Genomic DNA, 24,469 nt, shown 5'->3' on the forward strand with positions numbered 1-24,469 from the left:
AATAGTTATGCAAAAAATTTGCTTAGTACAAGTGTTGTGTAGGTAAATATAATTCCACCCTTATGCTCTTATTTCGTAAATACCCTTCAAAGGCGACTGGTATAAACAAGGTTTACTGCCTCAAATACCCACTCTTTAGCCACCCTGATATACCCAAAAACCCCAAAAAAAACCCATCGAAAAAAAGTCTGCCAGAGAAAAACCCGAAAAAAACCCGGTGATTTCCCACTGTTTTGTTTTCCCAAATATTTCCCCATTACTTTGTCAGCGAAATCAAATAAAAAGTCAAATATGTAATCTAAAACAAAAAGAAACAGAGGTATAGGCAAAACAACGGGGGTTTGCAGACTCCCGTTGTAAAATGCCCAAACAAACCTAAAGGATTGGAACCCTGGTTTTTGGCAAACCCAGTAGCTACCAAGTATTGCAGTACTTGAGCAGCCACAAGACTTACCAAAATACCTCCACTAAATTATTTACAAATCATTGGATTGCCCGCCATAGCAGCAGGGCAACATGGCATAGCCATGCCCATAATGATGGTACAAAAAAACAATTAAACACTATACCAATAGTTCAGCCCTGCCCGCCTACCAGCGAGCCAGTAGCTGACCCCTTGGATGCCAGGAGGCTACCGTCCTTAACGCATGAAGTTGAACCAAGCTTGAGTGTCCTGCCTTTTTCTGTCTCAGAAAACCAGGAGGTGGCTTCCTTTTGCCAGGGGTAACCAATGTCTACATAAGAAGGCAAAAATATAAACAACAACCATTCAACATTTGAGAGAATTATGAAAAATTATTTTATCAACAGAAGAAAAAAGCAAACAACCACCCATAACCCTTGGGGCAACCACCACTCGGTGTTGGCAAAGCTCTTGGGCGACCGCATCCTGGAAAAAAACAACCTGATGCTTGCCCAACAAACCATTGAGCAAAAATACCAAACAGCGGGCAAGATATTGGCAAAGGCACTGAGCCAGCCCCCCACAGAACAAAGGCAAGCGGCCTATGGGCACGCCCTGGGCAAACAACTCACCTACCGTTTTTTTGGGCAACTGCTCAAGCAACGTCGCCACCACTGGAGCGAGCTAAGTGTAGAGTATCAGCTCTATGCCTGCCTCAACCACGCCACCGACTTTTACAACGAAGCCAGCGACTTGCTCGAAAACGAAGAAGAGGAAGAACTTGCTGCCGATTTGCCCCTGACAGAAGGCATGCTGGAAGCCAGCAATTTTTTGCGGCAGTTTTTTCGCAACCTTGCCGAAACCCTGAGCAACGAAGGCACCGCCGAGCTAGACGAGTTGACCCGGCAACGAGAGGAGCTTTATGCGCAGGATAGTCGGGAGTAACTACGCTTCGCGCCAACAAACGACAAATGCCTGACAGGTATAGAAGGGAAGATAGAGAGCAGCCACGCTTCGCGAACCATAAAACCATAGAACAATAAAACAATAAAACCATAAAACCATAGAACAATTTAACAATAAAACAATGACCAAATACACTGCTAACCAAATAGTGACCCGAAGCGCCACTGGCTTGCATCTCACGCGGGCAAGCCAGGCACCCGAGTCACCGCATTCGCCCAAACGAGTGCATTGGGCGTGGGGCATCATACTCGTGTTGCTGTGGGCGTTGCTAGCGAGTAGCTGCAGCCCCAAGCTACAAAAAAGCTTGTACAACACAGGAATAGACCTTGCCACCGAGCAATTGGAACAACACACGCCCAAATTTAAACTCAAATTTGCGCGCAACAAGCACGGCTTTTACCACTACACTGGGCTCGAAACAGCCCCCCAATCTGGTACCGCTTCGGCGGCAGATTCGGGGCTGGGGTTGCGCCCCGAATTGCTAGTGCAAGCCCAAGTGTTTGCCACCAGCGACAGCAGCATACGCGCCGAGCTAGTGTTGCACTACGCCTACATGGGGCAATGGCTCAAAACCCACTTGCCCAAGCTCATCAGCCAACAAAAACAACAAAGCTGGAGCGGCTTGCAACAAGCCTTGTTGGGGCAAGTGATAGACTCGCTCATGGGGCACTTAGCGGCACGTTTGCCCAAGCTCGAAATCAACTTTTTGCGCAACCATACCCAGCACGGACTGGAGTATTTCTACGCCCGCGACAAAAACGGCTTGATCAGGAGCTTTGTGTCTACCCACCCCAACAAAACCCAAGTAGTATGGGTAGAGCCCTTTATCAACTATAGTTTGATCAACCGTTGGCTCAAAGCCGAAGGCACCAAACTGATTGACGAGTTGAACAAAGGCAGCGGCAAGACACCCAAGCCCCGTGCACCGTCGGCAGTAGCCCGCTAAACTCGGCTAAAACAAGGGCAACCTGTGCCCTCTTCAACCCGCTTTTTTTTAGGTTGCAAAAATGAGAAAAATGTTAAACCATTAAAAAACAAAGACTTAAACCCTTTGAATGGCATTGCTATGCCTTTATTTATCAACATTGAGAGTCATCAGTCGCCAGAAACGAGTTGCCTGACCACGGACTCCCGACTACGGACCACGGACTTCCATCTACCAAATTCATAAACAGTTAAAAATCAACGTATTATGAATTTGGTTAGTTGCTTGTAAAACAGCCTCAAGCTAATGGCTAAAAGCTAATAGCTTAAGGCTGTAGAAGCTCCCAACTCCCGACTACGGACTCCCGACTCCCAACTATGGACTACGGACTCCCGACTCCCAACTAAAAACTAAAAAAATGAGCAAAATAGACTTTACCAAAGAAAGCTTCACCAAGCTCGACCGCTTTATGAAGCAAAACGCAGGGCTCAACCTAGCCACTGCCAACCTAAAAGACGCCGCCTTGCTGGACGGCTGCAACTGGAACCGCCTCAAGCGCAGCCGCGAAGCCCTGGTGACCCAACTAAAGGCATACCAACGCTTGCACAAAATAGTGCCCGAAGGCAAGCCCGCCGAGAAAGACGGGATCATCAAGGCATTGCTGGGCAAAAACATTCATTCGAGCTTGCAAATAGCCTCGATGCCCCGCCAGCGGTTTATCCGCGAATACCTGCCCTTGTTCGACGGACAGGAAGAATTGATGGTGGAAACCTACCAAAACGCCTTGACCCAACGCAGCCAAGTGCTATTGCAATACATGCACATGTTGCAAAGCAATGAGCCGCACCTGGGGGCAGCAAGGATGTAGGAATTTAAATATGGTTGAATTTTTTAAAATGAGAGAATAATGGAGCCAAAACCAAAAAGAAAAGGAGGCTCAGGCAATCCTCCTAACAAAAGAGAAAGATCATTGACCACAAAAGCCTTGTCGGTTGTTTCGTCAAGCTTTTCGCAAGCCTCTTTTGATAAAACCATTCGAAATATTTTTGGAAAAAAAGCAGAAGGCACACTTTCCAATGCCTTTAACACTCCCCCTTCCGAAAATACCATTGGCATGGAGAGTTTTCGTGCTGAGGATGGAGGTTTGTTGGTAAGAATTCAAAATGCAGAACGGTTGGGCACAGAAGGCAATCGAAATAGTTTGGTTTTGAGAGATCATCTAGGAGATGATCCGCCAAGCGAGATTAGCTTTTCATTGACTGATTCACAAGAATCAAGGCTCAATCCTTTAGGAAAAAAGTTTGATAAAATCAACGGGGATGATGTTCAAAGACTTCTGAAAAAACTTACAGACAGTAAGGCCTATAGATATGAACTCGTTGCAGAGTCAAATGGCATTGTTACATTTAGGCGTAAAGAAAAAGAAAATTTGCCACTTTCACTTGTTCCAAAGAATAAGCAGGATTTATTCAGAGATGTTTGGTCTAGGCTTGATGCCACCAACCAACAAACCTTGATTGACCTTGCAGGAACAGGTATTTCTGATGAGAAATTAAAAATACTTGGAAATGGCTTGAAGCATGTTTCTGATGCCACCAACCAACAAACCTTGATTGACCTTGCAGGAACAGGTATCTCTGATGAAAAATTAAAAGCCCTTGGAAATGGTTTGCAACACGTTTCTGATACTACAAATCAGCAAGGCCTGATAGCACTTGCCAATGTTGAAGTGAGAAGATTAAAAATTCTTGCAGGTATTTTCAGCAAGATTAGCAATAATGTAAGCCAACAGGCACTAATTACGTATGCCAATCAATCAGACGTTAACAATAAGTTAGATGCTCTTAATAAAGACTTACAAGAGTTCTCAGATGATAAAAACAAGCAAAGTTTGATAGATTTTGTTGTGCATAATAACCCTGACACAGCAACATTGAACAGCCTGAAGACACTTTTAGGTAATCTTGCGCAAGGGACAGATGCAAAGAAAGAGAAAGAGAATCAACTATACTTGATTGAACTTGCAAAAACAGGAGCCTCACCAGATCAACTAAACGCTTATGCCGCCGCCTTACCAAGGATCAAAGAACGACTTGACAAAGCACGTTTGTCAGCCTTGGTGCAAAACAACGGCATTGATGCAACAGAGATACAGAAGATTGCAGATAGTTTGAGTAACGCTGGCAATCGTGCTCAAAGAGACAACGCTTTTTCAGCCAGCGGTAGAGAGTTTTTAAAAAGAGTTCAGGACATAAACGGTTTACAAGACCTTGATGGAGCAGCCCAGGCTTCTCTAATTTCTTTTGCAAGAGATCCCAATATTAAACCAACACACCTTAATCAGATAGCTACCCATCTACAAAGTGGAAAACTTAATGCCAGCAGCGATCAAAGGGTTCTTTTAAAAGACTTGGTAGTAGCCAATGCATCTAATGATAATATCGACTTTGTGAACAATAATTACATAGGTCTACAAAGGGAGATCAAGGTAGTGCTTAACGAGCATAGGACTAATCCTGGTTCACAATCTTTTTCGCGAGTTTTGGATGGTATGAAGAGTCTGATGCAAACTCAAGGCCAAACAGTCATCGAGAATTTTGTGAAAAATTATACGCTGGACGGGGATGCCCTTGACAACCTGGCGTTAGGGGATTTACTACCTGCCAGAATAGCACAAAGGCATCCCAATGTAAACTATAACCAGAGCAATAACCCCTCCCTAATACTCCAAAACGCAAAAAATGTCATCCTAGCCCAGCCAAATTTGAATGGTAAAACTGTTGCCACAGCAGCGCTTAAGGATAATTTAGGAAATGCAATTAATTTGCCTGCCAGTGTTTTTGTAAGTGGTAGTGATGCTGGTAATCTAAGCTCCCCAGCTACCGCAGGCTTGAATGATGGCAATGGAGGCAAGACTGGCAAAGGTAATGGAATGCTAAGAGAAAGTACGTTTAAAGTGATAGGTGCTCAGGGTACCCTTGCTCCAAGAAACACCGACAGTGAAGTCAAAATCCTGGAAAAGGTGCTGGAGTATTTACTAAAAAACCCTAGGCAACAGGCTACATCCATGACGCTTAACATCGAGTCCAATCGTCGTCCCTGCGCCAGTTGTACCGACTTATTCAAAAAGGTCAAAACTGATACCCAAACTAAGTTTAATGGACAAACACTTGCTGAAATATTCAAAAATGTAACCATCAATGTAACCTATCCTTGATGAAATAATTTTCAGATTTATGCTTCCCCATAAGCTAACAAGTTGGGGTAAGCTAAATTAAATAAAAATCATAAAACATTCATAATCAATGAGTAACGAGAACAACAACATTCCCGACTTGCCAGACTATGGCCAAATTTTCGGAGAATTCGATTTTAAAGAAGGCGACCAGGCACGTTCGGTGCTGTCTCCGGCGGCATATTTAGCCGACTTGCTACAGCTCTACGAAGACGAGTTCGAGGGCAATGTGCTACAGGGCAAACGCGCCGACATACCCGAGGTTTTGCTCGATGCCGAACAGACTTTTAGCATCATTCCTTACCTCGACATTGTAAACGAATTGCTGGAAGCCAAGGCAGACCCTGCGGGCAAAAACCCTTACGCCAACCTATTAAAAGAAGCAAAGTTTCCGCTCAACTTGCCTTTTAACCTAGAGAACGAACAGTTCAAAATGTATTTGCGCGAGTTGGGCATCAGTGCCGAAGAGTTGCACAAGTTGTTTGCGACCAGCCACAACGCTGACATTTTGGCAAACACTTACTTGGGCTTGTCTAAAGAAACTGCTGGTTTTTTGTTGGGGGAGTACAAAGATGCCGAACTGAACAAAATATATGGTGATGAAGAGGCTACAGCATTTGACTTTAAAAATACCAAAGCTTTTCCCGTAGCCACTTTTATGACCATTACTGGGCTCAAGCCCGAAGAAGTGCGCGAACTCTTGTTTCAAAACCTGAGTACTTCAGAAATTGCTGCGGGCGAAGCTTCCCAGTTTTTTGTGAATGCAGCAGCCAACGTCAAGGACGATGACAACGACGACAGCGTCAAAGCTTACGCCATGCTCGACGCCGACGAAGCGCACATTGTTTGGAGCGTAGCCGATGCCAACATTCCCGAAAGCTGGTTCGACCGTGCCAACCGTTTCATTCGCTTGGCGCGTGCCTTGGGCTGGTCTTTTACCGACCTCGACTTGGTGTTGCGCACTTGCTGCGATAATGATTTGGTGGGTTCGTTCCGTCGCCTTGCCATCATCAAAAAAATGCAGGCGCTTACCGAGTTGCCCATCGACCAAGTGTGCAGCTTGTTTGCCAACATGAACACCTTGGGGCACGGCAACAAAGATAAGGCGGCCGATATGCCGCTCGACTTGTTTAACCGCGTGTACAATGGGCGTTGGACGGAGATAGACAAGCAGTTTTTTGCCCCTGAGGGCATCACTGCCCCCGTGCATTACCCTATTGCCAATGACGCTGACCCTCAATACACCAAGTTGGCGTTCCCGGTAGCCGATAGTTTGTCTGCCGACAATGCCGAACTCAGAACACGCTTGAGCAAAGCCTTGGGAGTCAGTGAAAACGATTTGGTTTTCATCATTGCAAAATTGAGAAAAGAAGGCATAGCCCCCTTTCAAGCCGAGGTACATCTAGAGAATAGCTTTGCTGCCTTGTCGTTGTTGCATCGGGTGGTGGCACTTGCCCAAATGTTAGACACATCGGCCGAAGAGTTGTTGATGTTGTTTGATGTGTTGGAAAAAGACCCCGCCATCCGCCTTTACAACAATTTTCAATTGTTTATCGACGAAGGAGGCAAAACCACTCCGCACAATTGCTACAGCATCATTGCCACCGAAAGCATTGCCCACCGCATGTGGTTGGTGCAAACCTTGTGGAGCCTCAACCAGTGGATGCAAAAAACTGGCTTCACCGCCGAAGAGTTGCAAGCTATAGTGGGCGACCGTTTTTGCGATTTGGCGGAAGCCGACGCTGAAGACTGCCCCGAAGACACGCCCGAAGTGTTGGGCCTGATGACCCAACAAGCCCAAAAGCTGGAAAAGGCGCGCGAAGCCAGCCAAAAAGCCGACCTTGAATTGTTGAACCAGATGTATCAGCAGTTTAAGCCCCTGGCATTTGGCAACGATTTGTTTAAGGGAGGACGTTTCGACGAGCGCCAATCGCGGATGCTTGCCGAAAGCCTGCTTGCCGAGCCTAAAGGCGTATTGTCAGCCGCCGATAGCCGCCTGATGTTTTACAAGGCAGACCAGGTACAGGAGATTGCCTACAAAGCCCTCAAAACCCTGGGGCACATTAGCCCGCTCGACTTCGAGAACCTGGGGCTGGAAGACGCCCTGCTCGACAAACTATACCACCAATTGATACTGAAGGGCTACCTCAGCCCCGAAGGTGTATTGCAGGAAACTGTCTTGCCCGCCGAGGCAAATGATTGGCTGGTGTCGACCAACCTGAGCCACTACCGCCACCCCTTGTTTATGCGTTTGCACGAGCTATACAAAGACGCTTTGGCAATCGTAGGCGACCAAGACGCGGTAGAAGTATCGTTGTACTTGTCTGACTTGCTCAAAATGGGGGTGGCAGAAACCCACGCCGAAGAGCTATTGAGCAACCTTGAGTTTAACCAATACTTAGATGCTAACGGGGCAGTGGTTGACCCTGCGTTTTTTGCTTACCCAAGCAACCTGGGACTGTTTGAGGTAAACGTAGACCTCAACGCCATGGCTGCCGAGGTACATGCCCTCTTGAGCGGAAAAATGGCGCAATTTACAGCGGGCAAACTCAAGCTCAACAAAGACGCTTTGGCGGAAGCCTTGCCCTTGCTTGAGATAGAGCTGGATGATTTGATAGAAAACCTGAAGTTTAACAAATACATCGACCACCACCATGTATTTACCAACAAGGCGGCTTTGCTTGCCACTGAGGTAGACGACTTCAAACTGGCGTTGATGTTTTACCCCCACCGCCACCAAATTCTTGACTTGCTCAAGCAGCAAATCACGGGTTTCAAACAAGGCTTTGACACCTTTACCAAAACCGACCTTAAGCCCTTGGCAACCCAACTAGTGGGCAAGCTTGCTTACCAAGGCATTGTTGCCGATCATTTAGAAGATGGTTGGGTAAAGGAAGGACACTTTAGCTTTTTCCGCGACGACACCAACGCCACCCAGCTAAACGCGGGCGCTTATTTTGGCGAACAAGGCAACCAATTGATCTTCAAGGCAATTGCTGGAGTGTTGGCAACCGCAAAAAAGTATGAGTTGTTTGCCGAAGATTTGATGGTAGGCGGGCTCACCCTAGAGGAAGCCACCAACTTGTACCGCATTTTGGTAGACGAGCAAGACATTGCCGACTATACCATTACGCTCGACATGTTGGCGTATTTTGCCAATGTAAACAATGCGCTGGATTTTAAAGTAGAAGGCTACGACGACTACAACAAGGATGTTTTCTTTGTGTTGCACGCGGTGGCAAAAGAAATGACCGCCGCCATTGCCGACATCGTTGCCAAAATCAAAGACCAGGCAATGCACCAGCAAACCGGGGTGTTTACTACCCTGCAAGACACCTTGGGCGTATCAGCTGAGGTAATGGAGGTAATTTGTGCCCACATATTCGAAACCAAAGAGGCCCTCATCGAAGCCCTCATGTTGCCCGTGTTGCAAACCGCTGGCGCGCAGGAAACCCTGGCAATGGTACCGCACCATCGCAGGTTCAAGACCGCGTTCCGTAGGGTCAAACAATTTGCGGGGCTGGCAAACAAGCTCAAGCTCAACAAGCAAGACACCCAGGTGGCATTCAGAGAGCAAGACTTGGTGCGCAAGTTTCCCGAAAGCCTTGCCCTGCCTGCCGAACTTGGTCACGCCAAGTTTGACTTTTTGCTTGAAGCCGAAGGCTTGGTGTACATGTTCCACGACACGAAATATTGGATATTCGATGCCCAAACCTATAATTTATTAGGCTTGCCGCTCGAAGCGCCTCGCGTGGACTTGATTGCCCTGTTTTGCAAAAAATACGGCAATTTACCGATCAATGCTGCCTTTGCCGACGCACAAAACAATGTGTGGATAGTGTCGGGCAGTGATTATTATAAAAAAGCAGCAGACGCGGCAGAGTGGGAGTTGCAGGAAGACCACGTTTGGGGCAAACTGCAAACCGAGTTTGAGGCTATAGAAAACATCGACGCCGCCTTTACCGACCGCAACGGGCGTACTTATTTGTTTGCGGGCGATCAATACATTCGTTATTCTGAAGGCTATGCCGCCCAAGGAGCGGGCAATCAAAGAATTGCCGACGAGGGTTACCCCAAAAAGATAGCCGACAACTGGCACCACGAATCTGCCCAAGGCAACTTGCCGATAGGTTTTGAGGAGTCGATAGATGCGGCATTTGCCCACGAGGGTAAAACCTTTTTCTTGAAGGAAAATCATTACATCAGTTCCGACGATTTTACCAAAAAGCACAACATCCGCGATGGCTGGGGCAAGGTGAAGAGCAATTTTCACGACCTCGACAAGGTAGATGCGAGCTGTACCGTTGACGAAAAGCTGTATGTGTTTTCGGGCGACGAAGTAATTGTATATACCGATAGCCTCGAAGCCGAAGGCGTGTTGATGCGCGAGGGGTCGCCTGTCAAATTAGACGCATTGTTTGCGGGCTTGCCCAAAGACTTTTGCAAGCACGGCGTAGAAGCTGCCTTTGAGGGTTTTGATCACAAGGTGCACTTATTTAGCCATGGCATGCATGTGGTGTTTGCTAAAGAAGGGGATGGTTTTGTGCTTGATAAAATAAGCGAAACCAAGGCAACCTGGGGCAAAGTGGCCAACGCCTTTGAAGACGGCAACGCCCAAGTAGACGCGGCATTTGTGGGGCTCGATGGTTACACCTACATTTTTAGTGGCAACCAACACTACCGCTATGCGGGCGAAGACTACGCCCACGCTGACGCCGAATACCCTAAAGCCAATGCCGACGCTTGGGACGGGCTCAAGACTATAGACGCCGCTTTTGTGCTCGATGGCAAAACCTATTTGTTTGGCAAAGATGCTGAAGACAAAGAAGTGTATGTGCGCTATTCGTGCAACGACTACAGCGAAGTTGACAAGGACTACCCCAGAGCGACCGACGACAATTGGTGGAACTTGCCTTTTGCCTTGACCAACAGCTTCAGCAATGCCGATGCGGTATTGAGCGGCAACGGCAAAACCTATTTGTTTGCTGGGCAGCAATTTGTCTATTTTGATTACATCCATCGTTGGTGGTCGGAGCCTGCCAACATTACTGATCATTGGAAAGATTTGCCGCTGGGCGCTAATGATAAAATAGACGCGGCTTTTGTGGGCAAAGATGGTTATACCTACCTTTTCTTTGCTGGTCAGTTTGCCCGCTATGCTGGCAGCAAGTGCGACCGCATGGTAGACGGCAAAACCCTCCGCATTGCCGAGTATTGGGGCAAGGTGCAAAACACCCTGCTAGACAGCGGAAAAGTAGACGCGGCGGTGACTCTTATGTCGCGCGAAACCGAAGAAATGACCGAAGAGGACAAGGCAAAGGTCATAGACAAAAACAACCCTATGCCCGAGCCTGTAGTGACCGAGCACGAACATACTTATTTGTTTGCGGGCACTCAGTTTTACCGCTATACCACCAATAGCCAAGCCGCTCCAGTATCTTACGATACCCAAACTGTAGACAGTGGCTACCCCAAAGCATTGACCGAGCTACACAAAGAGCCTCGTTTCAAGCACTTGACTATAGATTGTAGCCAGGGCATTGATGCCGCTTTTGCCGACAGGCGCCATGTGTATTTGTTTAAGGGTGACAAAATGCACGTGATTGCCGAGGAGTTGTACAGGGAGTATAATGATGGCACCATACCAAAGCCCATAAGTATCGTGACTGAAGACGGTGCTGTATACATGGGAGATGATGACAATGCGGGCTGGTTACGCTTGTCTGCAGCAGAAGGCAAAGAATTGCATAGCGAAATGACAAAGCCTCGCCTGATGCTGAACCAAGACATTCCCGAAAACTACCGCATGGGACTCGACAGTGTGCTACAGGGCACCGATGGCAACACCTACTTGTTTAAGGACAGCAAATATTTTGACCTTGAGCTTAAGCGGGAGTTTGACATTGCCGACGAGTGGGGACGTTCGTCGAACAAAATAGCCCATTGCAGCATGGTTGATGCAGCATTTGTGGGGCGCGATGGCAACACCTATATGTTTAGTGGTAACCAATATGTAACCTACGAAAAAGACGCAGACTACAGCAAAATCAAGGAAGCCCCCAAAAGCATTGCGGCAGACTGGGGCGGACTGGAGAGCGTAGACCTGGCTTTTGTCAAAGATGGGGTAACTTACCTATTTGAGGCACCCAACGAACAGGGCTACATGCGCTATGTGACCTATAGTGGCATGCGCTACGACGAGCCCGATGCCGAACCCTATACTACCGACATGAGCTGGTGGGGCATTCCTGCCTTGTATGTCAGCCAAGGGTTTGACAAAGTAGAAGCGGTGCTCTTTGAAGAGGAGCAGATGTACCTCATTCATGGCAACCAATATGTACGCTACGATGCCGACAAGAAGCATTGGCATTATCCCGAAAACATCAGCCGCTTATGGCGCGATTTGCCCGAGGTGCTTGACCCAGAAAACTGTCACAACCTCTTGCACATCAAGACGATTTTTAAGGGAAGCGACGAACAAACTTATTTCTTCTACGAAGACCAACTGAGCAAGAAAGATTACTTTGTAACCCTCAAAACCAATGGGAGTTTCGATGGACCTGCTTTGGTAAAAAGCCAATGGGGAATGCTCGACAACAACATTGCACAGGGGCAAAGCCTGGACGCTACCTTGGTAATGGGGCACTTGACCTACCTGTTTGTGGGCGACCAGTTTTACCGTTATTCGGGCAGTAGTTATCATTATTTGGACGCGGGGTACCCCAAGGCTATTTTCAACAATTTGAGAAAAGAGTCGGGCTTTGAACACCTGCCCCAAGATTTTAACGGAAACATTCAAGCGGCTTTCGCCGATAAAGGAAGCATTTATTTGTTTACCGCAGATCACAAAATACATGCAGTGTCTACCCACACCGAACGTTGCTACAGCATCGACCTATTGGGCAAGTTGCGCAACAACCTACAGACAGAAAACAAGGTAGACGCAATTCTGACTGCCAAATTGTACGCCAAAAACGATTCAGACAAAAGCGTGGTGGTCGCGGAAAAAGCAGTTTATTTGTTTTCGGGCGACCAATATGTGGTGTATTCGGGCGACGACCTAGAGTACATAGACGCGGGTTATCCTAAAACAATTGTAGGCAGCTTGGCGCAAGACTTGGGCATTACTGGTAATTTGCCCGCATTGCTTCACTTGGGCATCGACGCGGTATTTAGCGGAAGCGACCAAAAGTTTTATTTCTTTAAAGACGAGCAATACTTTGTAAGTGACGCCAGCGATCCAGCCAAGGTCAAAGACATTTGGGTAGGCAAAGCCAACAACTTTATGGCAGATGATGTCATGATAGATACTGCCTTTATTGCCCCCGATGGCTACTTGTATGTGCTCAAGGGCAACGAGTATATCCGTTATGCCCACCCCGACAATGAGTTGATGGCAGACGACCACCCACAGTTCATTACCGACTTGTGGAGAGATTTGCCAGACGGGAAACCAACGGGTAATAATTTCCAATTGGGCATCGACCATGCTTTTGTGTTTGAGGGCAGAACTTATTTGCTCAAGGGCGAAGAATATGTACGCTATAGCAAAATGCCTTACCATTGCATGGACGAAAACTTTCCGCAGCCGTTGGCGGCTCGTTGGGGGGCTTGCCATGCCGATTATTTGCTGACCGACCTGAAGGCCATTGCTCAGATGAAGCAATTGAGCCACACTTATCAGTTTGAGGAGCAAACCCTGAGCAGCTTTTTGCACAAAGAACAAGGCTACAAAAAAACGCCTTATCGCTTGTTGGCAGGGCTGTTTGGTTGGGACGTAGAGGAAGTAAAATGGCTCAAGCGTCACCAGGTGTTTTTGAAAGACCACCTGAAAAGCAGCGACTTCGAAGAGCACTTCGACCTAGAGATGGTGTTGCGCATGGCAGCTATTTTTGCCGTGACCGACAAACTAGGGGTGAAACCTTCTGAAGTGTATGACAAGGTATGGAAAAAGCTATACAAGAGCACTGAAGATAAGCTGGGCGAAGTAAGCCAAACCCTGTACGAATACTTGGGTGCGCTCAACAGTCCGCAAGACTGGGAAAAACTAGCAGCCAGGCTACACAACGAGCTCAATGTGGCAAAACGCGATGTGTTGGTGCCTTATGTGATTCACCACGATGACAAACTGAGCAATGCGCGTGACTTGTACCAAAGCTTGTTGATTGATGTAGAAATGGGAAGCTGTGGGGTAACCTCAAGGGTGAAGGAAGCCATTGCCGCTACTCAGTTGTATTTCCACCGTTATTTTATCAGCCTAGAGGCGCCTACTCCAGAAAACGATGATGTAGATGGAGAGGTGAGAGAGCAAGCGGTAAAACAACGCTTGAAGAAGTGGTGGGAATGGATGAAAAACTACCGCGTGTGGGAAGCCAACCGCAAGGTGTTTTTATATCCCGAAAACTACATCCGTCCTGAGCTGCGCGATACCAAAACCCCCGCCTTTGGGCAAATGGAAGACGACCTACAGCAAGGCGAGATCACCGAAGACCTGGTGCTGAAGGCATACAAAAAATACATTGACGAATATACCACCGTGTCGGGCTTGACGATATGCGGTGGCTATGTATACGATGATGCCATCAACGAAGCCGACAAAAACCTGGTATTGTTTGGCTATACCAAAAGCGACCCACGCGTGTATTATTACCGCCTGGCTGCTTTTTATAACGGCGATACCGACGGCGCTTTGTGGGGCCCCTGGCTAGAAACCAACCTCCAGATGGAAGCCGACAAGGTGTATCCAGCGTTTGCCTTTGGCAAAGTATTCTCGTTTTGGACACGTACCGAAAAAGAACTCGAAGGCGCCAGCGAAGGCACCGTAAAAGCAGTGGGAGATTCGGACGATAAGTCTATCACCTCGAACGGAGCCGCCGACCATGTGGTCAAAATCTTTTATTCTTATTATAACCTGAATAAAGAATGGGCAGTGCCTCAAACTCTGCGCCTGAAAAAGGAGCTCTTGATAAGAGCAACGCCGCGCAGCAATGCCGACAAAGAAAAAGCAACGGTTGCCAATCCGGTGGCATTTTCTAACACGATCTCAAACGTAGAGCTTGCCGTAGAGAAGTCTACCAAAAGAGACGAAAACGATCACGAAAACATCATTATCAAATGTAGCTACTGGGTGGGCGATCCTCGCTTGGTAGAAGCCGTGATCAAGAACTCGACGCAGGTATTGGAAAACTATAGCATTGATATTTCGCTCGACGAGGCAAAAAAGCGCGTAGAGCATAAATACAAGGCTTTTTACCTGACCCAAGGGCTCGACAGTGGGGTAGAACCCAACGCGGGAGCATTCCCGATAAACGACGGGCGCGAGGTGTTTGAACGCCTCATGGCAAGCAGCGAAAACTTTGACGAAGTGGCAAGCAGTATTTTCTTGAACACTGCCAAAGACGCCACCAACAACCATTGGTTTAGCTTCGACTACAAAGAAGCCAGTTTCTTGTGCAAGCCTAGCGAGTCGTCGTCTGACTTTAGCGAGCAATCGCACCTATTGGCTAATTTGAGCAACTTGCCCGATGGTGTTACCTCGGTAGACGCCATCACCAGAGCACCCAACGGGCACATTTATTTGTTTGTGGGCAACCAGTTTTACCAAAGCCAAGAAACCGACAAGGGACTGGAGGAATGTACTTGGAGTGCCGCAAAAAATAACACCAGTCGCTGGGCACTTGGGCATTCTCAAATAAGCCGAACGGGGCAAGTAGACAGTGTTTGGACAAGAAACAATGGCAATACCCACATGAGCTTGGGCAATGAGTTCATTACCTACAATGGCGATGGCTTTGAGGTGGCAGAAAGTGCCCCAGGTACGTTGGCTAATGAAGCGTTTAAATGGCCGAAGTATGAAGCAGCATTTGACATGCCTGACGGTACCCCTAATGGCGTTGGCTATGGTTTCTTGGGAGACAAGTACAAAACCACTCGTGATATAAATACGGAAAAGCCTATCAAAGACCGTTGGTGGAAGGTAAAAAACAATATTGCGGAAGACAATCAGGTAGACGCCGCTTTTGTGTGGAATAATAAGATTTACTTAGTCAGTGGCGACCAGTACTTTAGGTATTCAAGCGTTGCTAATATTGGTAAGGCTGATGTGGGTTATCCCCGCAAGGGCACTTTAGATGCCTTGCTGATGGATTTGGGAGCTAGTTCTTCGGAGGTAGCTAACGTGCAGGGCAAGCAAATCCGCAATGCAGTAGTGGATGGCAGTACATTTATTACGGTTACCTCTGACGGATTAAGGTATGAGTTTGACCTGACAAAGAAAGAGTTGGAACGGGATGGTTCAAGAACTTACGATGTAGCCTTTACCTTCGGGGGAGAAGATAGGTTGTATATTTTCGGTTCTCCCAGAAGGGCGGCTGGTTTTGCCTTGAATGGATTCATTTACTTATTTGATAATGGGAAATACCTGAAAACCACCACTTTCCAAGAAGAATGGGTAGATTATAACTGGAGTAGTGCCTCATCTATTAACAGTGTGTGGGGTAATACAACCAACAACATCCAAGACGGAGGCAGCATGGACGCTACCTGGGTAACTGATACCCATTTGTTTATGACCTCGGGCAACCAATATGTACGCTATACTTTAGAGGGCAATGTTATCCCTGACATAGTAGACCCTGGTTATCCTAAAGCCACTGCAGGCAACACCGACGGTTTACCCGAATGGAGTAAGGTAGATGCGGCTTTCCATAAAGGCAACACCACCTACTTCTTTAACAACAGCACCCAGAAGTATGTGACCTCGGCAAACCTGAGCAATGAGCTGAATATCAAGGACAAGTGGGGCAAAGTGCCTAATAAGTTTTTGGCAACCAGCCAAAAAATAGATGCGGCGGTTGCCCACGATGGCGCCTTGTTCCTTTTTGCCAATGGTCAATACGTGCGCTATACGCTTAAGGGTGATAACACCGTGGGCAGCCTGACAGACGATGGTTACCCAAAAGCCCTGAGCGAAAACGTGGATGGTTTCCCAAGACAGGCCATTACTGCCGCCTTTACACGAGACAGCAACCAAGCAGATGCTCCTGCCACGCCATTTTTGTTTTATAAGCAGGGAGCTACTATGATGTACGCTGCCCAAGGTGCGCCTGTGGGTAAACCCGTAGAAGGCAATTGGTTCAATGTACCCAAAGGCTTTTTGACTGGACTAAAGGCAGGGCTGAACGATAGCAGTAAGATGTATTTGTTTGGTGATGTAAAAAATGCCAAGGACGAAAAAATAGGCGACTACATTGCGTATGAAAAAGCGGGCGAAGACGCCAACCTGCCTGTCGAGAAGTTACACAGCAAGTACGACATCATTCGCATTACCTCAAGTACAGGTACCGAACTCAACAAAAAGCTGTTTTATCAAGATGGGCTCGAGGCTTTGCTTAGCCTGGAAACCCAGCGCATTGACGAAACCCCTAAGTTTAGTTTAACCAAACCGTCTGACTCTACCACCATTAGGCTAGAAGAAGGAGAGGTAAACAAAGAAAGGGTGCCTTTAGAAGAGGGCTTAGACTACCAAAGCGCCAACAGTATTTACTATTGGGAGATTTTCTTCCACGCGCCTTACCTCATTGCCCAAAACCTGAACACGGGGCAGAAGTTTGACGAAGCCAAAAAATGGTACGAGCATATTTTCGATCCATCAGAAGCCGAGTCTAAAGGTTTTTGGAAGTTCTTGCCTTTCCAGAAAGAAGGCATCAACAAGATCAATGATTTGGTGGAGTTGTGGGGAGTTGTAAAACCTGAAATTGCCAAACTTACTGCTTTGGTAAGCACCGAAGAGTTGGCAAACATGCAAACCGAAGTAGACGCTTTGGCGAAGCTTGCCGAAGAACTCAACGGCAGACAACTGCCCGAAGGACATTGGCCAACAGCCGAAACCTTGAGGGATAAAGCGGCGGAGCTAGAAACCAACTCAGCTACTCCGCAGCCTTTGAAGGCCGAACTCAAGAAGTTGATCAATGCGTTGAACACGGCACAAACCGCCTACGAGAAAACCTCGGTGGGGCAAGTGCGTCAATACCTCAACGATCCGTTTGACCCACACGCCATTGCAGCCTTGCGCACGCCAGCCTATCAAAAGGCAATAGTGATGGCATACATCGACAACCTGATAGACTGGGGCGATATGTTGTTCCGTCAATATACCCGCGAGTCGATCAACGAGGCGCGTATGCTCTATGTGTTGGCGTATGACTTGCTGGGCGAAAAGCCCCAAAACATGGGCAAACGCATTTTGTCGGACAGCAAGACCTATGACGATTTGGTCAATGATGAGGATGTGTACGAGTTGTTGCTCGACCTAGAGAACAACGCCGATAACACCGCACCTGGTGGCACAGGTACCCCCAACGACACCATCTTGAACCCTTACTTCTTTGTGCCCGAAAACGAATTGTTTATCGAGTATTGGAATAGGGTAGAAGACCGCTTGTACAAAATCAGGCATTGCCTCAATATTTTGGGCATCAAGCAAGACTTGCCGTTGTTTCAACCCCCTATAGACCCTATGGCGCTGGTAAATGCTGTAGCCGGGGGCGGTGGCTTAGGCGCTGCCTTGGGTGGTATGTCGGCTGCTATTCCTCATTACCGCTTTACTTATATGCTAAGCAAAGCCCGCGAGCTTACTGGAAAGGTGACCCAGTTTGGCAACGATTTGCTGGGTACTATTGAGAAAAAAGATGCCGAAGAGTTGAGCATTTTGCAAAACAAGCAAGAAGGGCTCATTCTTGACCTGAACACCCAGATCAAAGAAAAGCAAATTGCCGATGCCATCGAGAACATCAAAAACCTCGAAGAAAGCAAGCGCAGCGCCGAGCAGCAGAAAAAGCACCACGAAGACCTCAAAAAGAATGGCATGCTCTCGAGCGAAGCCAGTCAAATTCGTATGATGTCGGTGTCGGCAGGTATTCAAACCGCCGGGGCATTGTCTCACATTGTCAGTGGGTTGTCTTATATAGTGCCCCAGGTAACCGCCGGCCCATTTAGCTTTGGGGTAACCACCGGAGGACGCAATATAGGCGCCATGCTCGAAAAGTTTGGTGATGCCATATCAGCTTCGGCAGAGCCACTAAGTACCCTAGGCGAGATATTTGGCATGCAGGCCCAGTTTGAACGCATGGAGCAAGATTGGGATTTACAAGTCTTGATGTCGACCAGCGAAATCAAACAACTTGAGCACCAAATAGCCAGCGCCCAACTGCAAAAAGAGATTGCCGAGCGCGAACTTGAAATTCATCAAAAGGACATTAAAAACAACGAAGACGTTGCCCAGTTTATGAAGGACAAATTCTCGAACGAGCAGCTCTACGGCTGGATGGCAGGCAAACTGTCGGGCATGTTTTACCAAACCTACAAACACGCCCACGACTACGCCAAACAAGCCGAACGCGCTTTTCAGTTTGAGACAGGCAGCAAAATGGTAGACGTCAATTTTGTGCGGGGCATGTATTGGGACAGTACCCGCAAGGGCTTGCTTTCGGGCGAAAAGCTGGATTTGGACTTAGACCGAATGGAAAAAGCCTACATTGAGCAAGACAGCCGCAGCCTAGAGATTACCAAAAACATCTCGTTGCTGAAGCTCGACCCGCTGGCTTTCTTGCAGCTCAAAAACAAGGGCATGTGCGAGTTCCGCCTCAACGAATCCTTGTTTGACTATGACTTTCCGGGGCACTACAACCGCCAAATCAAGACCATTTCGCTGGCGTTTGACATTGGCGAGGGGCAAACCATCAATGCCACCCTTACCCAGTTGAACAACAAGGTGGTGATGGAGCCTGACGCCAAGGCGGTGAAGTACTTGTTGAACCCTGTAGAGGAGCAACCAAGTAGCATTCGCACCGACTGGAAGGTAAACCAACAAGTGGCTTTGTCTTATGTAGATGAGTACACCGAGAACAACGGCATGTTTGAGATGAACTTTGCCGACGAACGTTACTTGCCATTTGAAGGAACCGGAGCGGTGTCGTCGTGGCGACTAGAGTTGGGCGGCAAGCAGGGCGATTACAACCTCAACGATTTGCTTGATGTAACCGTGAAGTTGCGCTACACTGCCGACCAGGGCGGCGAAAACTTTGCCGCTGCCGTAAAAGGCGCGCTTAAACCTTACGAAACTGCCAGTTTCTTCGACTTGGCGTACAACTTCCCCGACCAGTGGAACGAGTTGATGCTGGGCGATGGCAAGGAAATGACCTTGAACATTCGCCGCGACATGTTCCCGGCAATGGCAAGCGCCCGCATCATGGGCATTTTGGTGAGGTACCAATACGAAGGTGACAAAACCGCCACCTTTAGCCTCAACGATGCCTATAACCTGGGCAACAACAAATATGTAGATGCGGCTGGACTAAGCATTGCCAAAAACGGCACGGCTTGGAAGTTTACTGTCAAAGGTGATAAAACCGCCATTAAAAATGCAGAAATGGTAGTGGTGTACAAGGCGAAGGTGTAAAGAGGTAGATGGCTGGTATTGTTTCGCGGCGCTCTATGGTTTAATGGTTGCGCCAAGCGAGGCAAAATTACCCGCCAAAACTGAATCACTGATCATTGCACGTCTTCTGGTGGCAAAGTCTGCCAGAAGCGTGTTTTTTCAAATTGTTTTACTGTGGCAACGCATCGCGAGACAATGTAAATCATGTCATTATTTAAAAGGAAAAAGCTGAAAAGTTCTGGGAGCGATTTAGTCGATGGTTGATAGTCGATAGTGGCTAACGCATTCTATAAAATTTCCACTAAGGAACCGAGCCTGCGAGCTCTACATCAGCTAAACAGCATTGGGCGACGGTCAACAGACGACATATTTACTAAAAAGCAACATGTCTTCTGGTGGCAAAGCATTGCGAAACCATAGAACAATAAAACCATAGAACAATAAAACAATAAAACCATAGAACAACAAAGCCGAAACAATACAAATCATGTCATTATTTAAAAGAAAAAGAAAAAAACGCAAAAAGAAGGAACAGGAAGCGGCGGCGAAAGCCAGTGCCGATGCCCCCAAAACCAAAAAGCGCAAAAGCGCGGGCGACGAGGGCAGCGATGCTGACGGCGAAGGGAGTAAGCGGCGCGCTGAACGGGCGGGCGATGAAGACCCCAAACCTGTGACCAAGGGCAAAAAGCCCAAATATGACCTTGGCAAGGGGCGCAGCGTGTACCCCAGCAAAGACGCCAACGGTAAAACCGTGTACTTGCCCAAAGAAAGCGACGCTTCGGAGGCAGAAAAAGCCAAAGGCTTGTTTGTAAGCGATGAAGATGCCTTGGGCGACCAACCGGGCAAAGAACTGGTAAAAGACGGTCAACCCAAAAAAGACTTGGGCAAGGGACGCGACATTTACCCCAGCAAAAACGCCGAAGGCAAAACCGTGTATTTGCCCAAAAAGAGTGAGGCTTCGGATGCCGAAATAAGGGCAGGGGCTTTTGTAGACGATGCTGCCGCTGAGGGCGATGCCCAAGGGCAAAGCTTGCAAGCGGGGCTGAAGCCCAAAAAGGACTTGGGCAAGGGGCGCGACATTCACCCCGCCAAAAATGCGGACGGCAAGCTGGTGTATTTGCCCAAAAAAAGCGAAGCCACTGACGCCGAAAAACGGGCGGGTTTGTTTGTAGACGATGCCGCCGTGGAAGCCGCCCAACCCAAGGGCAAAGCCCCCGCCGAAGGAGGCAAACCCAAATATGACTTGGGCAAGGGGCGCAACATTTACCCTACCCAAGGCGAAGACGGCAAACTGGTGTATTTGCCCAAAGAAAGCGAGGCAACCGATTTGGAGAAAAGCCAAGGTTTGTTTGTGCGCGATGCCGACGAGGGCAACCCCGCCCGCAACACCGCCACCGACCAAAAAGGCGACACCAACGGTAGCCAACACCAACAACGACGCAGCGAACGGGCGGGTAACTTGCCAGCGGCAAACCCCCAAACCGAAACAGACAGCGGCAAGCCGCGCGACTTGGCAAAACGCCCCGTGCCCGAAGCCCAAGATGGTACCCCGCTGTGGGACGGTAAAACAATGCCCGAAGTGGACGCTGAAGTGAGCCAAAACTTGCTCAAAAACCTGAAGCCCAAATACGACATTGGCAAGGGGCGCATGCTGTACCCCACCGAAATAGCGCCCGGCAAAATTGGCTATTTGCCCCTCAAAGACGAGGCAAGCCCCCAAGAGCAGGAAGCTGGCATTTACCTACGGCTGGTACCCGAAGAACCTCTAGAGGAATTTTTGGCGCGAAACCAAGCCGAAGTGCCTGCCGCCAGTTACGAGGTGGGCGAGGGCAAGGTAAAAGCCCGCTCCGAAACGGCGCTGGCTCAGGCAATCAGCCGCCACCAACCCTTGGTGCTGCGCTCGCAAAAGTATTTGAACGAGCTGGCCGAGGCTGCAACTGGCTTGGGGCAGGAGTGGGAGAGTTGAGTTAAATTATTTTTTCCCGCCGTTGCTTGTGTCTTCACAAGTAACCAATAAGCGGGCAAATACCTGTCAGGTTTTCTTGGCTTCGTCGTAAAAACCTGACAGGCACGGAGAAATTACTCCCGCCGTTGCTGGTGTCTTCACCAGCAACTAAGAGGGATTCATCATTGGGCAGCTTACCCGACAGGTGCGACTAAATGCTTTGAGGGATGCCCAATGGTTAAACTAATGTATTTTTTAAGATTTTTAAATTTTTTGAGATAATGAGAAGATCAAGTAATGGGACTAGCCCGCCTAACAAAAGAAAAAGGGGGAGAATATCTACAGCTGTGGATGCTGTTTTGGGAGGGAAAAGCAGCAAAAAAAACGAAAAGACAGCGAATGCTAATGACATAAAAGCCGCAAGTAGCAAAGCAGGCATCACTGATATAAAAAACAGTTATCAGGTTGCCTCAACACCTACATCCAGTGGTTTTGAAAGCCACCATGCGGACAATAATACAAAGGTTTACATAAAAGTACAGGACTTTGACAAACTTGATGAAAGTGCAGGTTTGTTTCTAGAGCAAATTAAAGGAGAAGGAGAAGTTTTCCCAAAGGAGGTTACAGTAGATTTGACTGATACGAGTCGTTTGAGAAACTTGCCTGGTAGTAGCCTTGCTTTCTCTAAGCCCGAAAGAGAGGGCTTGCCATCAACAGGTTCTTACGGGGTTGGTTCGGAAGAGTACAGCACAATCCTCAAGGACAATGTGATTGGCAAAGCAATGAAAAGTGCCAGAAAGAAAGCTGAGGAAAAGAGGTTAATCAAAGAAATCAAAGTCGATGAAGAGAAGATTACATTTGTAATGGAATCGGAGTCAGAACAGGTTGATAGGCAAAAATTTGAGGCTGGCTGGGTTGACGCACGGAAAAAGGAAATAAGCGGTGTAAAAAAGAAAGGAATAAGTGTACAAGAAGAGGCGAAAGCAGAGTTCATAGAAGAATTTATTGATTATCTGAATGCTCCTGAAAGCACATTTTCCCTCAAAGAGCGTGTAAAATGGAAGGACGTAAAAGGCGAAGAGGAAGAAAGGCAAGGATTTAAGAAAGACGCCTGGAACAAAGTACAGGAGTCAATGAATGCAACAGTAATATATCGTAAAACTGGGTCAAAGCTATTTCCTGGAGGACAAGGACATCCTGCATTGGATAACAAAACCCCTGATTATTTTATAGGAATCCCTGACCCCTCTGAAGGTCCAGCCATCGCAGACGCCGTATCCCTAAATGTTCCTGAGCGGGGTAATAAAAAGGTTATTAAGACTGATGATATTCGGAAAGCAATTGAAAGTAAAGTCAGAAAATATACAACAAGTGCAGGAGAGCAAGCAATCGCAGTATCTGTAGTGGTTAATTTGTCTGGTGGGACTGAGGATAATATGAAGGACGTAAAAAAAGCTATCAGTCGGCTTGAAGTGAAGTTGGTAGGAGGAAAGACAGCAAAACCAGCCCAAGTATTTCTAGTAACAGGCAATGAGGTAGAGGTTGTCGATTTTCAGAGCGAAGGTGCTGAAGGTTCATCTCCTCCAGTTACTGAAGAAGCCTAATGGCATGAGCCAGAGCTACTCTACCCCGCTTTTTTGTACTGTCTTCGCCTCGGTTGTGTGTCTTTATCAATTTATAAATCCCGCAATGCAGGGGCGATCGAGACCTTATAATAAGTCGTCTTTTAGGTCTGTGAGCGGTTTGATTTGTGGAGACACAAATCAGGGCGAAAGATTAAATATCCGCCGTTGCTTGTGTCTTCACAAGTAACCAAATAGAGCAGGTTGGAGCTTATTGCTACACAAAAACCAACCATCCATCCACCATGCACCCTTGGCGCATGGTGGATTTTTTTGAACCAAATAAGGGAGAGTTTGACCACTTATACCCAAAAAACGACCACTTATACCACTTTTTTGGAACTAAATAAAAGATGATGTACTCTTGTCAACACTGTAGACCTGAAATAGTGAGGCAGCCACAAGCGCTTTACTATCCACTACAGGTAGGCATCATGCATTGGCAGTATGCCAGTTAATACCACATTATTACTTACTTAAAATTAAAACAATATGAATAGAATCAATCACTGTGTCAAACCACCAGGAGAGGCTCATGTTATCACCGAAGTATTGATAAGCAACGTCTGATCAAACGCCTGACAACTGCCCATCGCAGCGGCACATCCTTTCAAGCAGCTCAAGCAAAGCAACGTGTTTACAATCCCTGTTGCCAAAGCGCCCTTATCCCAGAAATCACAACATAGGTGGGCGTATATTTAATGTATTACACTCAAAGTAAAAAAAGAACATGTTATGCAACTAACAACCAACAAAACAAACAAACGGCAAAACGACCGACAATTAATTGATTCAAGAACACTTAAATATTATTCAATATTCAACCGTCACAGGCTTGCTTGTTAGCCTTCCTCAAGAGAAACCCTCAATTCATTATAAGCACATCATACCCTCGAAAGAAAAAAGCATGAAAAAAAGCATTGTGTATACACACAA

General features: G+C 47.5%; 7 protein-coding genes. All 7 read left to right on the forward strand.

The window, feature by feature from the left end:
- The first annotated feature begins 787 nt into the window (after window positions 1-787).
- The 7 genes from M23134_RS17600 to M23134_RS17630 all read left to right on the forward strand — a co-directional run bounded on the left by M23134_RS17600 (window position 788) and on the right by M23134_RS17630 (window position 23,515).
- Window positions 788-1,348, forward strand: coding sequence for a hypothetical protein (locus tag M23134_RS17600; protein ID WP_002698494.1), 561 nt, complete (start codon window positions 788-790; stop codon window positions 1,346-1,348).
- Between the two features lie 142 nt (window positions 1,349-1,490).
- A complete protein-coding gene (locus M23134_RS17605) occupies window positions 1,491-2,315 on the forward strand; it encodes a hypothetical protein (protein ID WP_002698496.1) in 825 nt (274 codons plus the stop codon).
- A 397-nt stretch (window positions 2,316-2,712) separates the two neighbouring features.
- Window positions 2,713-3,162: a hypothetical protein gene (locus tag M23134_RS17610; RefSeq protein WP_002698498.1), complete on the forward strand. Its 450-nt coding sequence runs from the start codon at window positions 2,713-2,715 to the stop codon at window positions 3,160-3,162.
- Between the two features lie 39 nt (window positions 3,163-3,201).
- Window positions 3,202-5,511, forward strand: a complete 2,310-nt coding sequence (locus M23134_RS17615; RefSeq protein ID WP_045113774.1) for a hypothetical protein — start codon at window positions 3,202-3,204, stop codon at window positions 5,509-5,511.
- 88 nt (window positions 5,512-5,599) lie between these two features.
- The gene (locus tag M23134_RS17620; protein WP_002698504.1) at window positions 5,600-19,987 is read left to right on the forward strand and encodes a Tc toxin subunit A-related protein; all 14,388 of its coding nucleotides are present in this window, start codon (window positions 5,600-5,602) and stop codon (window positions 19,985-19,987) included.
- A 466-nt stretch (window positions 19,988-20,453) separates the two neighbouring features.
- Window positions 20,454-21,932, forward strand: coding sequence for a hypothetical protein (locus M23134_RS17625; protein ID WP_002698505.1), 1,479 nt, complete (start codon window positions 20,454-20,456; stop codon window positions 21,930-21,932).
- A 260-nt stretch (window positions 21,933-22,192) separates the two neighbouring features.
- Window positions 22,193-23,515, forward strand: coding sequence for a hypothetical protein (locus M23134_RS17630; RefSeq protein WP_157558528.1), 1,323 nt, complete (start codon window positions 22,193-22,195; stop codon window positions 23,513-23,515).
- Window positions 23,516-24,469: the final 954 nt, after the last annotated feature.

Source organism: Microscilla marina ATCC 23134 (genome assembly GCF_000169175.1).
GTDB classification, from domain to species: Bacteria; Bacteroidota; Bacteroidia; order Cytophagales; family Microscillaceae; genus Microscilla; species Microscilla marina.